Source organism: Streptomyces sp. P5F9 (genome assembly GCF_057961495.1).
This window is the reverse complement of sequence record NZ_JBXVPZ010000215.1, coordinates 1-16,276: the sequence shown is the minus strand read 5'-3', so window position 1 is coordinate 16,276 and position 16,276 is coordinate 1. Positions and strand designations below refer to the sequence as shown.

The window sequence follows — 16,276 nt, the reverse complement described above, 5'->3', positions numbered from 1 at the left end:
GGCTCGGAGATGTGTATACGAGACAGCTATTCGCCCCGCCATGGCCCCACCTCCAGCCCGACGCCAGAACGTCACGGTCACCGGCAAGAAGGGCGCATCGACGGCACACGGACGCACCACTCGCCTCAACCATGACCGCCCCGGCCCGCACCGGCAAACGGACCGCCCCAGCCGCGCAGGGCCCCCGACCAGAGCGACCGGCGTCCAGCCCCGCCAGGTCGCCCGCCGCCGCCCCACACGAGAGGGCGACAACGCGAAAGCCCCGACCGCGCTCCTCCAGATCTCCCTGGAGAAGCCCCGGTCAGGGCTCACACACATCGCTGAGGCCGGTCAGCGCCTCATCGGTCTACATCAGCGTCACGCCAGCGTGAGCGAGCGTCACGCGGCGACCACGTCCACCGCCTCGGCGGGGGCCTTGATGGTCACCCGTTCCGGTGGCACACCGGTCACCGACACGGAACCCAGCATCGGACGTACCGACGTGGGCACAGAACCGGTGGCCGCAGCAGACTGGGCCAGCTCGGCGAGAGCGAGCTCGTCGCTCACTTCCCGCATGAGTTCGGACATCCGTACGTCCAACGCGTCGCAGATGGCGGACAGCAGTTCAGAGGAAGCCTCTTTCTGCCCCCGCTCCACCTCGGAGAGATAGCCGAGTGAGACTCGGGCGGACGAGGAGACTTCGCGCAGAGTACGGCCCTGGCGCTGGCGCTGCCGACGCAGCACATCGCCCAACAGGCGACGGAGCAGAATCATCGGTGGCTCCCTCCTCGGACTGCGTAGCCGCATCCTTCTCGCCCCACCGTACCGCCTTGCGCCGCGGCCGTGCGGGGAGCGATGTCGTGTTCACTCAGGGCTGCAAACATCAAAACCCCCCGTTCTGTTCCGTATCCTGTGTCCGCTCATTCCCGGTCTGTTCGCTCACGAGCCGCTCCAGAAGCAGCGCGAGTACGCTCCGTACACTCTCTCTACGAATTTCCGCCCGGCCGCCGTTCAACCGCAGCGCGGCCACTTTCCCGCCACCGGCGGCATCCGGATCCGGTCCGAAGGGCCCGTCCACGGCCACGAAGACGGTGCCCACGGGCTGTCCGTCCTGCGGCTCCGGGCCCGCCACGCCGGTGGTCGCGACGCCCCAGTCGGCGCCCAGGGCCTTCCGTACGCCGGCCGCCATCTGGGCCGCGACCTGCGCGTCTACGGCTCCCCGCTCGGCCAGCAGTGCGGCGTCGACACCGAGCAGCTGGTGCTTCAGCTCGGTGGCGTAGGCGGTGACCGATCCTCGGAAGGCCCTGGAGGCTCCGGGCACCGATGTGATCTCGGCCGCAACCAGGCCACCGGTGAGCGACTCGGCGACAGCGAGCGTCGCACCGCTCACCGTCAGTAGTCGCACCACTTCAGTGGCCGTGGAACTCACGCTTCCGTCTCCTCCGACGCGGCCATGCGCTCGGCGATTCCCTGCCTGCGCAGCACAATGGCCTGTCTCACATAGTCCAGCCCGGTCAGCACGGTCAGAACGACCGCCGCCGCCATCACCCAGAACCGCAGAGTGGCCAGCCAGCCCGTCAGCGCCAGCACATACATTCCTACGGCCACGCCCTGCGTGAGCGTCTTCAGCTTGCCGCCGCGCGACGCGGGAATGACGCCGTACCGGATGACAAGAAAACGCAGCAGCGTGATCCCGAGTTCCCGGCCGAGGATGACGGCGGTCACCCACCACGGCAGATCGCCGAGCGAGGACAGACAGATCAGCGCCGCGCCCATGATCGCCTTGTCGGCGATGGGGTCGGCGATCTTCCCGAAGTCGGTGACGAGGTCGTACGTCCGCGCCAGATGACCGTCGAACAGGTCGGTGATCATGGCGATGGCGAACGCCGCCCAGGCGAACGAGCGCATCGCCGGGTCGTACCCGCCGTCGGCCAGCATCAGGGCGACGAAGCCGGGGACGAGCAGCAGCCGGAGCATGGTCAGGAAGTTGGCGATGTTCCAGACGCTCGCCTGGTTGACGGCCGCGGCGACGACCTTCGCACCGCGCGCCGGCCTCGGACCACCGGGCAAACCGGACGAGGCCTCGCCGGCCGAGGCTCCACCGGAAGAGACACCGCCCGAGACGTTGCCCGACATCGCGGCGGAAGGGGCGCCACCGGAGGCCGCACCGGAACCCGCGCTCGCGGGCGCGCCGTTCGCGCTGGAGGTGTCGCCCGCCGCCGATGCCGGGACTCCGGTCATCTGCCCGCCTCCTCACTACACGCGAGCGAGCCCAGGAGCGGCTCGGCCACCAGGTCGACACCTTCCGTACCGACCACCTTCGCCTCGACCATACGGCCGACGCTCAGGCCTTCGCCGCTCGTGAGGAGCACATGGCCGTCCGTCTCCGGCGCCTGGTGCTCGCCGCGGCCGTAGGCGCCGTCCTCCGAGTCCACCGACTCCACCAGCACGTGCACGGTCTCGCCGACGCGCTCCTCGGCACGCTGCGAGACGAGTTCCTCGGCGAGCCGGGAGATGTGCGCGAGCCGCGCGTCCACGACGTCCTGGTCGAGCTTCTTGTCGTACGTCGCCGCCTCCGTGCCCTCCTCGTCGGAGTAGCCGAAGACACCGATGGCGTCCAGGCGCGCGCCGTTCAGGAAGCGCTCCAGCTCGGCCAGGTCGGCCTCGGTCTCGCCGGGGAAGCCGACGATGAAGTTCGAGCGGACCCCGGCCTGCGGGGCCTTGGAGCGGATGGTGTCGAGCAGTTCGAGGAAGCGGTCCGTGTCGCCGAAGCGGCGCATGGAGCGCAGCACGTCGGGCGCGGAGTGCTGGAAGGACAGGTCGAAGTAGGGCGCGATCTTCGGGGTCGAGGTGAGCACGTCGATGAGCCCGGGGCGCATCTCGGCGGGCTGGAGGTAGCTGACCCGCACGCGCTCCAGGCCGTCGATGTCCGCCAGCTCGGGCAGCAGCGTCTCCAGGAGGCGGATGTCGCCCAGGTCCTTGCCGTAGGACGTGTTGTTCTCGGAGACCAGCATGATCTCCTTGACGCCCTGCTCGGCCAGCCAGCGGGTCTCGTTCAGTACGTCGCTCGGGCGGCGGGAGATGAAGGAGCCGCGGAAGGAGGGGATGGCGCAGAAGGAGCAGCGGCGGTCGCAGCCGGAGGCGAGCTTCACCGAGGCGACCGGGGAGCCGTCCAGGCGGCGGCGCAGGGGCGCGCGGGGGCCCGAGGCGGGCGCGAGGCCGTCCGGGAGGTCGACCGGGCCGTGGCCGGGCAGCGCGACGTCAGCGGCGGACTCCTGCCGCTCGGCGGGGCTGATCGGCAGCAGCTTGCGGCGGTCGCGCGGGGTGTGCGAGGCGTGGATGCCGCCGTTCAGGATGGTCTGGAGGCGGTCGGAGATGTCGGAGTAGTCGTCGAAGCCGAGCACCCCGTCGGCCTCGGGCAGCGCCTCGGCGAGCTCCTTGCCGTACCGCTCGGCCATGCAGCCCACCGCGACGACGGCCTGCGTTCTGCCGTGACCCTTCAGGTCATTGGCTTCGAGGAGGGCGTCGACGGAGTCCTTCTTGGCGGCCTCGACGAAGCCACAGGTGTTGACGACAGCGACGTCCGCGTCCTCGGCGTCCTCCACGAGTTGCCAGCCGTCCGCCTCCAAGCGGCCTGCGAGCTCCTCCGAGTCCACCTCGTTACGGGCGCAGCCAAGAGTGACGAGTGCGACGGTACGGCGTTCAGGCATGGGCTCAAGACTACTTCGTCCCACTGACACCCCACGTCGAAGGGGTTGGCCGATCTTGGCCAACCCCTTGAAACAACCACCCCGCGGGACCGATCAGCCGGCCTCGGGGCCTCAGCCGACCTCGGGGTCGCCCTTCGTGTACGTGAGGCGCTCCACCGCTCCGGGCTGGAAGTCGTCCTCGATCTTCTTGCCGTTGACGTAGAGCTGGATCGCACCGGCGTCGCCGAGGATCAGGTTGACCTTCGAGCTGTCCTGGAAGGTCTTGGACTCGCCCTTCTTGAGGAGTCCGTCGAAGAGCATCCGGCCGTTGTGGTCCTTGGCGGAGATCCAGCTGCGGCCGTCGACCGCGCTCACCTGAACCGTCACCTTGTCCTGCGGCGCGGCGGCGATCGCACTGTCGGAGGGGTCGGACTTGGGCGTGGCGGTGGTGTTCGAGGGCTTGGGCGCGGCGGGCTTGCCGGCGCTGGGCGTGGCCCCCTGGGTGACCTGTGACGTGGCGTCAGTGTCGCTGTCGCCGCCCTTGAACGCCGTGAACCCGACGAAGCCGACCACGGCGACGATCGCGGCGACCATGGCCGCGGTCCAGTTGGGGCCCCGCCGCTCGGGACGGATGCGTTCCGCCTCGAAGAGGGGCGCCGCCGGCGTCGGGGCCGGACGTCCGCCGTGGTCGTCGTCGTAGCGCGCGAGGAGGGGGGCGGGATCGATGTGGACGGCCTTGGCGAGGGTCCTGATGTGCCCGCGGGCGTAGACGTCACCGCCGCAGGGCGTGAAGTCGTCGGCCTCGATGGCGTGCACGATGGCGATGCGGACCCGGGTGGCACTGCTGACGTCGTCGACGGTCAGCCCGGCGGCGATGCGCGCCTGCTGCAGGGCTCGGCCGACGGAAGGGCGGGCTTCTTCCTCATGACCGTCTGAGGAACGACCGTCTTCGAACGGACGCTCGTCTTCAGGGGAGTTGCCGATGGACACGGGGGCGCCTTTCGAGCGTGTAGCCGCCTGTGCTGGAAATTCAGTCTAGGGGGGGTACTGAAGGGTGGGGCAACCGGGCGGTAGGACTTTGTACGCCATCGGTATGGCCGGACAGCCCGATGGCGAGCCAGACACGGACCCCATGGTGGGAGCCCGATCTGTCTTCTCGCTCAACTTGACGTACGGCAAAGGGAAACGGTTGCCCGACGATCTCTAACGGGTGAGTCACGGTCGCATCCTTTCGGCGGACCTTTCGGTGAACGCCTACCCTTCAGACTCCCCGCGGATCACCGCGAGCACTCCGTCCAGCTCGTCAGCCTTCACAAGAACGTCACGCGCCTTGGATCCCTCGCTGGGTCCGACGATGCCCCGGGACTCCATGAGGTCCATGAGCCGCCCGGCCTTGGCGAAGCCGACGCGCAGTTTGCGCTGGAGCATCGAGGTGGACCCGAACTGCGTGGACACGACCAGCTCGGCCGCCTGGCACAGCAGGTCGAGGTCGTCGCCGATCTCCTCGTCGACCTCCTTCTTCTGCTTGGTGCCCACGGTGACGTCCTCCCGGAAGACCGGGGTCATCTGGTCCTTGCAGTGCTGCACGACAGCGTGGATCTCGTCCTCGGTGACGAACGCGCCCTGCATACGGGTGGGCTTGTTCTGACCCATCGGCAGATACAGGCCGTCACCCTTGCCGATGAGCTTCTCGGCGCCGGGCTGGTCGAGGATGACCCGCGAGTCGGCCAGGGACGAGGTGGCGAACGCGAGCCTGGAGGGCACGTTCGCCTTGATCAGACCGGTGACGACATCGACGGACGGCCGCTGCGTCGCGAGCACCAGGTGGATGCCGGCCGCACGCGCGAGCTGCGTGATGCGCACGATCGAGTCCTCGACGTCCCGCGGCGCGACCATCATCAGGTCGGCGAGTTCGTCGACGATCACCAGGAGGTACGGATAGGTCTTGAGCTCCCGCTCGCTGCCCTCCGGAGTCTTCAGTTTGCCGTCGCGGATGGCCTGGTTGAAGTCGTCGATGTGCCGGTACCCGAAGGCCGCGAGGTCGTCATACCTGAGGTCCATCTCGCGTACGACCCACTGGAGCGCCTCGGCGGCCCGCTTCGGGTTGGTGATGATGGGCGTGATCAGGTGCGGGATGCCTTCGTAGGCGGTCAGTTCGACGCGCTTGGGGTCGACGAGGACCATGCGGACGTCCTCGGGCGTCGCGCGGCACATGATCGACGTGATCAGGCAGTTGATGCAGGACGACTTGCCCGAGCCGGTGGCACCGGCCACCAGGATGTGCGGCATCTTCGCCATGTTGGCCATGACGTAACCGCCCTCGACGTCCTTGCCGAGCGCCACGAGCATCGGGTGATCGTCCTCGGCCGCGTCCGCGAGGCGCAGGACGTCGCCGACGTTGACCATCTCGCGGTCCGTGTTCGGGATCTCGATGCCGACCGCCGACTTGCCGGGGATCGGGCTGATGATCCGCACGTCGGGGCTGGCGACGGCGTAGGCGATGTTCTTGGTGAGGGCGGTGATCCGCTCTACCTTGACGGCGGGGCCGAGCTCCACCTCGTAGCGCGTGACCGTGGGCCCGCGCGTGAAGCCGGTGACGGCGGCGTCGACCTTGAACTCGGAGAAGACGTTCGTCAGCGAGGCCACCACAGCGTCGTTCGCGGCGCTGCGCGCCTTGCCGGGGCCTCCGCGCGTGAGGAGGTCGAGCGAGGGCAGCGCGTACGTGATGTCGCCGGACAGCTGGAGCTGCTCGGCCCGCGGCGGCAGGTCGCGCATCTCCTCCGGGGGCGCCTTGGTCAGGTCCGCCACGACGCGCTCGACCGGATCGGCCTTGAGCTTCTCCTGCTTGGGGCGCGCGGCGGGGGCCGGGACGGGCGTCGGGGTGGTGTCCTCGCGGTCTCCCGCGACCCGTACGCCCTGGGTGAGGTCGGCGACGATCGGCGAGGGCGGCATGCCGTGCAGGACGGCCCCGTCGAGCGCGGCTGCGGCGGCCGCTGCGACGTCCACGGCGTCCATGGGGCGGTTCATGTCGGGCTGGGGCACGGCGGAGCGCCTGGGGCGGCTCCGGCGCTTGGAGAGGGCGTCCTGCTCGGCGCTGTCGGGGTCGTAGGCCTCGGGGGCGCTTCCGCGCTTGCGGGGGCGCGCGGGCAGTGCCTCGCGCCACTGCTCGTCGTAGCGCTCGTCGTCCTCGCCGAACTCTTCTTCGTCGTCGTAGTCGTGGACGATGCCCAGCTTCACCCCGAGCAGCCGCAGGCGCTGCGGGATCGCGTTGACGGGCGTGGCCGTGACGACCAGCAGCCCGAAGACCGTGAGCAGCACGAGCAGGGGTACGGCGAGGACCTCGCCCATCGTGTACGTCAGCGGGGTGGCCACGGCCCAGCCGATGAGGCCGCCGGCGTCCCTTATGGCCTGCATGCCGTCGCTGCGGGCGGGCGCGCCGCAGGCGATGTGGACCTGGCCGAGCACGCCGATGACGAGTGCGGACAGGCCGATCACGATGCGGCCGTTGGCCTCGGGCTTCTCGGGGTGCCGGATGAAGCGCACGGCGATCACCGCGAGCAGTATCGGCACGAGCAGGTCGAGCCGGCCGAAGGCGCCGGTCACCAGGATCTCGACGAGGTCGCCGACCGGGCCGCGCAGATCGGCCCAGGTGCCGGCGGCGACGATCAGCGCGAGGCCGAACAGCAGCAGCGCGACGCCGTCCTTGCGGTGGGCCGGGTCCAAGTTCTTCGCGCCCTGCCCTATCCCGCGGAACACCGCGCCGACGGCGTGCGCGGTGCCGAGCCAGACGGCGCGCACGAGCTTGACGATGCCCCCGGTGGGGCTGGGCGCCGGCTTGGGCGCCGGGCGGGCGGTCTTCTTGACGGCCGCCTTCTTCGCGGGGGCCCTTTTCGCAGCGGCCTTCTTCGCCGGAGCCTTCGCCGGAGCAGCCCTCTTGGCGGGCTGCTTCTTGGCTGCGGAGGGACGTGAGGCCATAGGTGTGAGGTTACCTGTGGAGACGGCAGCGGACACGTGTGCCCACTGCTTCACCCGTTCGTGTCGCCCGTACGAGACCCGGAACTGACGGCCGCTCACGCACAACTGCGCCTGCGGCGGACGTCAGTTCTGCGACGGGACCGAAGGCGCTCCGCTGCCCGTACCCGGCTCCAGGGCGTCGAGTGCCCTGCGCAGCCCGGTGAGTTTGCGTTCGAGATGAGCCGCGGTCGCTACGGCCGCCGCGTCCGCCGACTCGTCGTCGAGCTGCTTGGACAGCGCCTCGGCCTGTTCCTCCACGGCCGCGAGCCGCGCCGACAGCTCGGCGAGCAGTCCGGCCGGTTCCTTGGCCGCACCGGCCGCGGGCCTGCCGCCGCCCTCCAACTGGAGCCGCAGCAGCGCCGCCTGCTCCCGCAACTGGCAGTTCTTCATGTAGAGCTCGACGAAGACCGAGACCTTCGCGCGCAGCACCCACGGGTCGAACGGCTTGGAGATGTAGTCGACCGCGCCCGCCGCGTAACCCCGGAAGGTGTGGTGCGGGCCGTGGTTGATCGCGGTGAGGAAGATGATCGGGATGTCCCGGGTCCGCTCCCGTCGCTTGATGTGCGCGGCGGTCTCGAAACCGTCCATGCCCGGCATCTGGACGTCCAGCAGAATGACCGCGAAGTCGTCCGTCAGCAGTGCCTTGAGCGCTTCCTCCCCGGACGATGCCCGAACCAGTGTCTGATCGAGCGCAGAGAGGATGGCCTCCAGCGCCAGCAGATTCTCCGGCCGGTCATCGACCAGGAGGATCTTGGCCTTCTGCACCATGGCCCGCCCTCCTCGCCCCGGATGTGCACCGGGCGCCGCCCCAGGGGACGACTCTCTTGCGCCGTCCGTCCTTGTGCCGGTCATGGTAGCCGCACCCCGCCTGTCGCCACACCCTGTCACCGTGATGTCACTGTGCACGTAGCAGAAACGCGGCGGGAGACCAGAAGGTTCCCCGAATCCCGTGCTCCTACACGGCTCCGGGCACACTGAGTCAGCAACTCCGCGTGGCCACCGGACGTTCCCCGCACCGTTCCCGCTGCTTTCCCGTCAAGTCCGGTCGTTTCCCTCACTCCGTACGCATCCACTGCTCCATCACCGCCAGCAGGTGATCGGGATCGACCGGCTTGGTGACGTAGTCCGAGGCGCCGGACTCGATCGCCTTCTCCCGGTCGCCCTTCATCGCCTTCGCGGTCAGCGCGATGATCGGCAGCCCGGCGAACTGGGGCATCCTGCGGATCGCCGTCGTCGTCGCGTATCCGTCCATCTCGGGCATCATGATGTCCATCAGAACGACCGTCACATCGTCGTGCTGCTCCAGGACTTCGATGCCCTCACGGCCGTTCTCCGCGTACAGCACGGACAGGCCGTGCTGCTCCAGGACACTGGTCAGCGCGAAGACGTTGCGGATGTCGTCGTCGACGATCAGCACCTTCTCCCCGCCGAACCGGATGCCCCGGCGCGACGGCGGCGGCGACTCCGGAGCCGCCCACTGGTCACGTACGGTCTGCCCCGGCTGGGTGGACTGCTCGACGGCCCTGCGACGGCGCCTGAAGAGCGCGGCGGCACCGTTCTGCGTCTCGTGGTACGACTTCACCTCGGCGGGCGTCTCGAAGTCCGCCTCGCTCCGCTCCGAGAGTTCGGCGAGTTCCGCCGCCGACGCCACCAGGTCGCCCGCCTCCAGCGCGGGCAGCTGCTGGTAGCCCTGCGGGGGCAGTTCGCTCGGGTGCAGCGGCAAATACAGCGTGAACGTCGAGCCGCGTCCCGGTTCGCTCTGCGCGTGGATCTCACCGCCGAGCAGCTGCGCGATCTCCCGGGAGATCGACAACCCGAGTCCCGTGCCCCCGTACTTGCGACTGGTCGTACCGTCGGCCTGCTTGAACGCCTCGAAGATGACCCGCATCTTGCTCCCGGCGATCCCGATCCCAGTGTCGGTCACCGAGAAGGCGATCAGGCCGGCGTCCGCGTCCCGCAGGGATCCGGCCTCCAGGAGCTGCTCCCGGATCGCCACCGGCACATCCGCGCCGGCCGGCCGGATGACCAGCTCGACCGCTCCGGAGTCGGTGAACTTCACCGCGTTGGACAGCAGGTTGCGCAGCACCTGGAGGAGGCGCTGCTCGTCGGTGTGCAAGGTGGCGGGCAGTTCCGGCGACACCCGAACGGACAGGTCGAGGCCCTTCTCCGCGGTCAGCGGGCGGAAAGTGGCCTCTACGTAGTCGACGAGTTGGACGAGCGCGATGCGTGTCGGGGAGACGTCCATCTTGCCCGCCTCGACCTTCGACAGGTCCAGGATGTCGTTGATCAGCTGGAGCAGGTCGGACCCCGCGCCGTGGATCGTCTCGGCGAACTCGACTTGCTTCGGGGAGAGGTTGCCCTCCGCGTTGTCGGCGAGCAGCTTGGCCAGGATCAGCAGCGAGTTGAGCGGTGTGCGCAGCTCGTGCGACATGTTGGCGAGGAACTCGCTCTTGTAGCGCATGGATACGGCGAGTTGCTCGGCGCGTTCCTCCAGGACCTGCCGGGCCTCTTCGATCTCGGTGTTCTTGACCTCGATGTCGCGGTTCTGCTGGGCCAACAGCTCGGCCTTCTCCTCCAGTTCGGCGTTGGACGACTGGAGGGCCTTCTGCCGGTTCTCCAACTCGGCCGACCGCTCCTGGAGTTGCTCGGTCAGCTCCTGGGACTGCTTCAGCAGCAGCTCCGTCTTGGTGTTGACGGAGATGGTGTTGACGCTGGTCGCGATCATCTCGGCGATCTGGTTCAGGAAGTCCTTCTGGATCTGCGTGAAGGGCGTGAACGAAGCCAGCTCGATGATGCCGAGCACCTTCCCCTCGAACAGCACCGGAAGGACGATCACCTGCGCGGGCGGCGCCTCCCCGAGCCCCGAGGAGATCTTCAGATAGCCGCTGGGCGCGTTCTCCACGAGGATCGTGCGCCGCTCCTGGGCGGCTGTCCCGATCAGCGCCTCACCGGGCCTGAACGAGGTCGGCATGGACCCCATGGAGTAGCCGTACGACCCGAGCATGCGCAGTTCGTACGCCTCCTCGCCCTCGGCGTCCGCCAGGGGCAGCGCGAGGAAGAACGCGCCGTGCTGTGCGGAGACCACCGGCGTCAGCTCGCTCATGATCAGCGAGGCGACGTCGTCCAGGTCGCGGCGGCCCTGCATCAGTGCGGAGATGCGGGCGAGGTTGCCCTTGAGCCAGTCCTGCTCCTTGTTGGCGATCGTGGTGTCGCGCAGGTTGGCGATCATCTTGTTGATGTAGTCCTGCAGTTCCTGGATCTCGCCGGCCGCGTCGACGTCGATCTTCAGGTTCAGGTCGCCGCGGGTCACCGCGGTCGCCACGCGCGCGATGGCACGCACCTGCCGGGTCAGGTTCCCGGCCATCTCGTTCACCGACTCGGTGAGGTCGCGCCAGGTGCCGTCGACGTCACGCACGCGTGCCTGACCGCCCAACTGGCCCTCCGTGCCCACCTCGCGGGCGACGCGGGTGACCTCCTCGGCGAACGACGACAGCTGATCGACCATCGTGTTGATCGTCGTCTTCAGTTCGAGGATCTCGCCGCGGGCGTCGATGTCGATCTTCTTGGTCAGGTCGCCCTTGGCGATGGCCGTGGTGACCATCGCGATGTTGCGCACCTGACCGGTCAGGTTGGACGCCATCCCGTTCACGGACTCGGTGAGGTCCTTCCACGTGCCGGCCACACCGGGCACGCGCGCCTGACCGCCGAGGATGCCGTCCGTGCCCACCTCGCGGGCCACCTTGGTGACCTGGTCGGCGAACGAACTCAGCGTCTTCACCATGGTGTTGAAGGTGTCGGCGAGCTGCGCGACCTCGCCGCGCGCCTCGATCGTCACCGTGCGCGTCAGGTCGCCGTTGGCGACGGCCGCCGCGACCTGGGAGATGTTCCGCACCTGCATGGTCAGGTTGTTGGCCATCAGGTTGACGTTGCCGCTGAGGTCCTTCCAGATGCCCGTGATGCCGGGCACGTGCGCCTGGCCGCCCAGGATGCCCTCGGTGCCCACCTCGCGGGCCACCCGGGTCACCTGTTCGGCGAACGACGACAGCTGGTCGACCATCGTGTTGACCGTCGTGACGAGTTCGAGGATCTCGCCCTTGGCGTCGACGGTGATCTTCTTGGAGAGGTCGCCCTTGGCGACGGCGGTCGTGACCTCGGCGATCTGGCGCACCTGGATGGTCAGGTTGTTCGCCATGAAGTTCACCGACTGCGTGAGGTCCTTCCAAGTGCCGGAGACACCCTGCACCTCGGCCTGTCCGCCCAACTGCCCCTCGGTGCCCACCTCGCGGGCCACGCGCGTGACCTCCTCGGCGAACGAGGACAGCTGGTCGACCATCGTGTTCAGGGTGTTCTTCAGCTCCAGGATCTCGCCGCGCGCGTCCACGGTGATCTTCTGGGACAGGTCACCCCGGGCCACCGCGGTCGCGACCTGCGCGATGTTGCGGACCTGCGCGGTGAGGTTGCCTGCCATGCCGTTCACCGAGTCGGTCAGGTCGCGCCACACACCGGCGACGCCGGGCACCTGCGCCTGCCCGCCCAGGCGGCCCTCCGTGCCCACCTCGCGGGCGACCCGGGTCACCTGGTCGGCGAAGGCGGAGAGCTGGTCAACCATCGTGTTGATGGTGTTCTTCAGCTCCAGGATCTCGCCGCGCGCGTCCACGTCGATCTTCTGGGACAGGTCGCCCTGGGCCACCGCCGTGGTCACTTGGGCGATGTTGCGCACCTGGGAGGTCAGGTTCCCGGCCATCGAGTTGACGGAGTCGGTGAGTTCCTTCCAGGTGCCCGAGACGCCGTCCACGCGCGCCTGGCCGCCGAGCCGGCCCTCGGTGCCCACGTCACGGGCCATCCGGGTCACCTGGTCGGCGAACGACGACAGCTGGTCCACCATCGTGTTGACGGTGTTCTTCAACTGAAGCATCTCGCCGGACACGTCGACGGTGACCTTCTGCGACAGGTCGCCGTTGGCCACGGCCGTAGTCACCTGCGCGATGTTCCTCACCTGTCCGGTGAGGTTGCGGAACGCCGTGTTGACGGAGTCCGTCAGGTCCTTCCACGTCCCGGCCGCGCCCGGCACCTGCGCCTGGCCGCCCAGTTCACCCTCGACACCGATCTCGCGCGCCACGCGCGTGACCTCGGCACCGAACGAGGACAGCTGGTCGACCATCCCGTTGACGGTGTTCTTCAGTTCCAGCATCTCGCCGGCCACGTTCACGGTGACCTTCTGGGACAGATCACCGCTCGCCACGGCGGTCGTCACGGCGGCGATGTCCCGCACCTGGATCGTCAGGTTCCGGAAGACCGTGTTCACCGAATCGGTGAGGTCCTTCCACGTTCCCGCCGCACCCGGCACGTTCGCCTGCCCGCCGAGCTGCCCCTCGGCGCCGACCTCGTTGGCCACGCGCGTGACCTCGTCCGCGAACGTACGCAGCGTCTCGGTCATCTGGTTGATCGTCTCGGCGAGCTGGGCGACCTCGCCCCGCGCCGACACGGTCACCTTCTGCGACAGGTCACCGTTGGCCACAGCCGTCGTCACCTGGGCGATACCGCGCACCTGCGCCGTCAGGTTGCCGGCCATGATGTTCACCGAGTCGGTGAGGTCCTTCCACACCCCGGCCACACCCGGCACCTGCGCCTGGCCGCCCAGCTCGCCCTCGGTGCCCACCTCACGGGCGACTCGCGTCACCTCGGAGGAGAACGACGACAGCTGGTCCACCATCGTGTTGACGGTGTTCTTGAGCTCCAGCATCTCGCCGGCGACATGGACCGTGACCTTCCGCGACAGGTCACCCTTGGCGACCGCCGTGGTCACCAGCGCGATGTCCCGCACCTGGGCCGTCAGCCGGTACGCCATCGTGTTGACGGACTCCGTGAGGTCCTTCCACGAGCCGGACATGCCACGCACGCGTGCCTGCCCGCCCAGCTTGCCCTCGGTGCCCACCTCGCTGGCCACGCGCGTGACCTCGTCGGTGAACGTCGACAGCTGGTCGACCAGGTTGTTGACGGTCCGCCCGACCTTCAGGAACTCCCCGCGCAGCGGATGCCCGGTCCCGTCCGGCGCCTGCGTCCGCAGCTCCATGCGCGGCGACAGATCACCCTCCGCCACCGCGGACAGCACCCGTCCGACCTCGGAGACGGGCCGTACGAGGTCGTCCACGAGCGCGTTGGACGCATCGATGGCCGAGGCCCAGGAACCCTCGCAGGCGCCCGTCTCCAGCCGCTCCGTGAGCTTTCCCTCACGGCCCACCATGCGCCGCACCCGGGACAGCTCGCCCGTGAGGTGCAGGTTGCGGTCGGCCACCTCGTTGAACACGGCGGCGATCTCCGACATCACGCCGTCGCCGGACACCGTAAGCCGCTTGCGGAAGTTCCCGTCCCGCATGGAGACCAGAGCCGTCAGCAGCCGGTCCAAGGAGGCCGCGTCCACCTCCGTGGTCCCATTGCGTGGTTTGCGCTGGTTCTTCAGGGACTGTCCGCCTTTCGCGCGCGTCTTAGTGCCCCGCGTCGCTGCGCCAGACTCCACTGTGTCCCTCCCGCAGGGGTCGACCGTTACCGCTGTGCCGGTGTGCAACTGCTCGGCGTATCAGGTTCCGCCGCGTATCTCTGCCCGGTTTACCTGGCTTCAACAAGGTGTGGTGTCTCCATCTACAGAAGACACCCGGCCTGCCCGGACCTTCACCAGAATCCTGCCCAGTGTTTCACCCTGCCTGAACCAGGCCATAACAGTTCGGCAGCTTCGCACACGGTCCGCACACCCTGAGGACGGAAACACTGCGGACCGGCATCCGCATGGACGGTGAAGGTAAGTAACCTTGCATGCGGCTGTCCAGCCGCGCCGGTTCCGTCCGGCCTGGGCGGTGGCACGAGCACGAGCGGGCAGGCATCGGAGGGGCACCGCACCATGACCACCGGACTGCATCCTGGGGGAACGCCCCAGGATCCCCCGCCGACCGGAAGCCAGCCGGTGCCCCGGCAGGCGCCGATCGGCCATGGTGACCTGCCCGCCGACAACAGGCCGAGGAGTTCTGTGATCACCGCGCGCGCGGCCGCCAGCTTCGAGCCCGTCGGACGATCGGTCGCCACCGCGCGGTCCTTCGTCCGCGACACCCTGCAGGGCTGGGGCTTCGCCGACATCATCGACGACGCCGTAGTTCTCACCAGCGAGCTGGTGACCAACGCCGTGGTCCACGCGGGCACGGCCGCGGATGTTCTGTGCCTACGGAGTGACGACGGCGTGAGAATCGAGGTCGCCGACCACTACCCGGAGCGCGAGATCCCCCTCCAGGGGGCCGCGATCACCATGAGCAGCCCCGACCGCGAGGGCGGCCGCGGCCTCCAGCTGTGCGCGGCCCTGGCCAGCCGCTGGGGCGTCGACTACACGCCCACGAAGAAGCTGGTCTGGTTCCAACTCGACCTCCCCGCACGCCCGGTGGGCACCCGCGCGGCCGGCCCGTCCCTGCCGGCCGCCCTGCTCCCGCTCGCCGACGGCAGGGTCCGCGTCGCGGTCGTCCAGATCGACCGCACGGGCTCCATCGCGTCCTGGAACGAGGACGCCGAGGAACTCTTCGGCTACGCCGCCGAGCAGGTCACCGGCAAGCCCCTCACCGACCTCGCCGCCTGGCCGCACACCCCGGGGACCAGCACCGGCATCGCCGAGGCCCTCCGCCTCTCCCGCTGGGAGGGCACCTACGGCATCCGCGGCGCCAACGGTCGGGTGACCCCGGTCTACGCCTCCCACCTCCGCGTCCGCGACACGGACGGCGAGCCGTCAACCGTGTGCCTCCTGGTGAGGGACCACGAACGCGCGGTTCTGCAGACCCCGTTGCGCGGACCTGCCCCCGACGCGGCGTCCACCCCGGACGGCCAGAACACCGACCCCTTCGAGGTGTTCATCGGCTCCCCCGCGCCGGACGACCTCGACGGCCTCCTCCAGCGCACGGTCGAACGCGCCCGCGACATGCTCGACGGCGACTCCGCCTTCCTGCTCCTCGCGACCGACGACGAGACGGAGTTGGAGGTCCGCGCCTCCACCGGCCTGCCCTCCGCCCGCCAGCGCTTCGCGCGCGTGCCCGTCGAGGCGGGCCCCGGCCGCTACGGCTCCGCCCGCATGCCGGCCGTCCACGAGGACCTCCAGGCCGTCCCGGGCGCCGTACCGCTCCTCAGCGGCACCGGAATGCGCTCGGTCGTCACCGTCCCCCTGAAGGTGGAGGGCCGCCTCACCGGCTCCCTCGGAGTGGCCGCCGAAGGCCCCAACAAGTACTCGAACGAAGAAGCGCTACGCCTCCAATTCGCCGCCGACCGCATCGCGTTGGCGGTCGAATCGGCCCGCCTGGGCGAACTGGAACGCCTCCGCCGCGGCTCCCTCAGCTTCCTGGTCGAGGCCTCAGACCTCCTCGCGGGCACCCTGGACCGCGACCAGACCCTGGCCCTGATGGCCCAGATGACGGTCCCGACCCTCGCGACCTGGTGCGCGGTCTACACGATCGCCGACCAGGCATCGGACCCGTACCTCTCGTACGTCCTCCACGAGGACGAGGAACTCATCGACGGCATCAAGTCATTGCTCTCGAAGATCGCCCCTCCGGACCCGGTCCCCACCC

Annotated in this window: 9 protein-coding genes; 1 reads left to right on the top strand and 8 read right to left on the bottom strand. The window is 69.1% G+C overall.

What is annotated here, in order from left to right:
- Nucleotides 1–378: 378 nt before the first annotated feature.
- The 8 genes from AC31A1_RS29275 to AC31A1_RS29240 all read right to left on the bottom strand — a co-directional run bounded on the left by AC31A1_RS29275 (nucleotide 379) and on the right by AC31A1_RS29240 (nucleotide 14,199).
- The gene (locus AC31A1_RS29275) at nucleotides 379–753 is read right to left on the bottom strand and encodes a helix-turn-helix domain-containing protein (protein WP_019060943.1); all 375 of its coding nucleotides are present in this window, start codon (nucleotides 751–753) and stop codon (nucleotides 379–381) included.
- Nucleotides 754–862: 109 nt separating this feature from the next.
- Nucleotides 863–1,408, bottom strand: coding sequence for a CinA family protein (locus tag AC31A1_RS29270; protein ID WP_489656202.1), 546 nt, complete (start codon nucleotides 1,406–1,408; stop codon nucleotides 863–865).
- Nucleotides 1,405–2,220, bottom strand: a complete 816-nt coding sequence (pgsA, locus tag AC31A1_RS29265; RefSeq protein WP_489656201.1) for a CDP-diacylglycerol--glycerol-3-phosphate 3-phosphatidyltransferase — start codon at nucleotides 2,218–2,220, stop codon at nucleotides 1,405–1,407. Before pgsA ends, AC31A1_RS29270 begins: the two co-directional genes overlap by 4 nt.
- Nucleotides 2,217–3,689, bottom strand: a complete 1,473-nt coding sequence (rimO, locus tag AC31A1_RS29260) for a 30S ribosomal protein S12 methylthiotransferase RimO (protein WP_489656200.1) — start codon at nucleotides 3,687–3,689, stop codon at nucleotides 2,217–2,219. The genes pgsA and rimO overlap by 4 nt, the downstream gene beginning before the upstream one ends.
- A gap of 111 nt (nucleotides 3,690–3,800) precedes the next feature.
- The gene (locus AC31A1_RS29255) at nucleotides 3,801–4,658 is read right to left on the bottom strand and encodes a helix-turn-helix domain-containing protein (RefSeq protein WP_489656199.1); all 858 of its coding nucleotides are present in this window, start codon (nucleotides 4,656–4,658) and stop codon (nucleotides 3,801–3,803) included.
- Nucleotides 4,659–4,922: 264 nt separating this feature from the next.
- Nucleotides 4,923–7,643, bottom strand: a complete 2,721-nt coding sequence (locus tag AC31A1_RS29250; RefSeq protein WP_489656198.1) for a DNA translocase FtsK — start codon at nucleotides 7,641–7,643, stop codon at nucleotides 4,923–4,925.
- Nucleotides 7,644–7,766: 123 nt separating this feature from the next.
- Nucleotides 7,767–8,450 (bottom strand): response regulator, encoded by a 684-nt coding sequence (locus tag AC31A1_RS29245; protein WP_489656197.1) that lies wholly within the window; start codon nucleotides 8,448–8,450, stop codon nucleotides 7,767–7,769.
- Nucleotides 8,451–8,736: 286 nt separating this feature from the next.
- Complete coding sequence (locus tag AC31A1_RS29240; RefSeq protein ID WP_489656196.1) at nucleotides 8,737–14,199, bottom strand: HAMP domain-containing protein; 5,463 nt, start codon at nucleotides 14,197–14,199, stop codon at nucleotides 8,737–8,739.
- A gap of 378 nt (nucleotides 14,200–14,577) precedes the next feature.
- Here AC31A1_RS29240 and AC31A1_RS29235 point away from each other — a divergent pair.
- On the top strand, nucleotides 14,578–16,276 hold a 1,699-nt coding region (locus AC31A1_RS29235), incomplete at its 3' end, for a GAF domain-containing protein (RefSeq protein WP_489656195.1).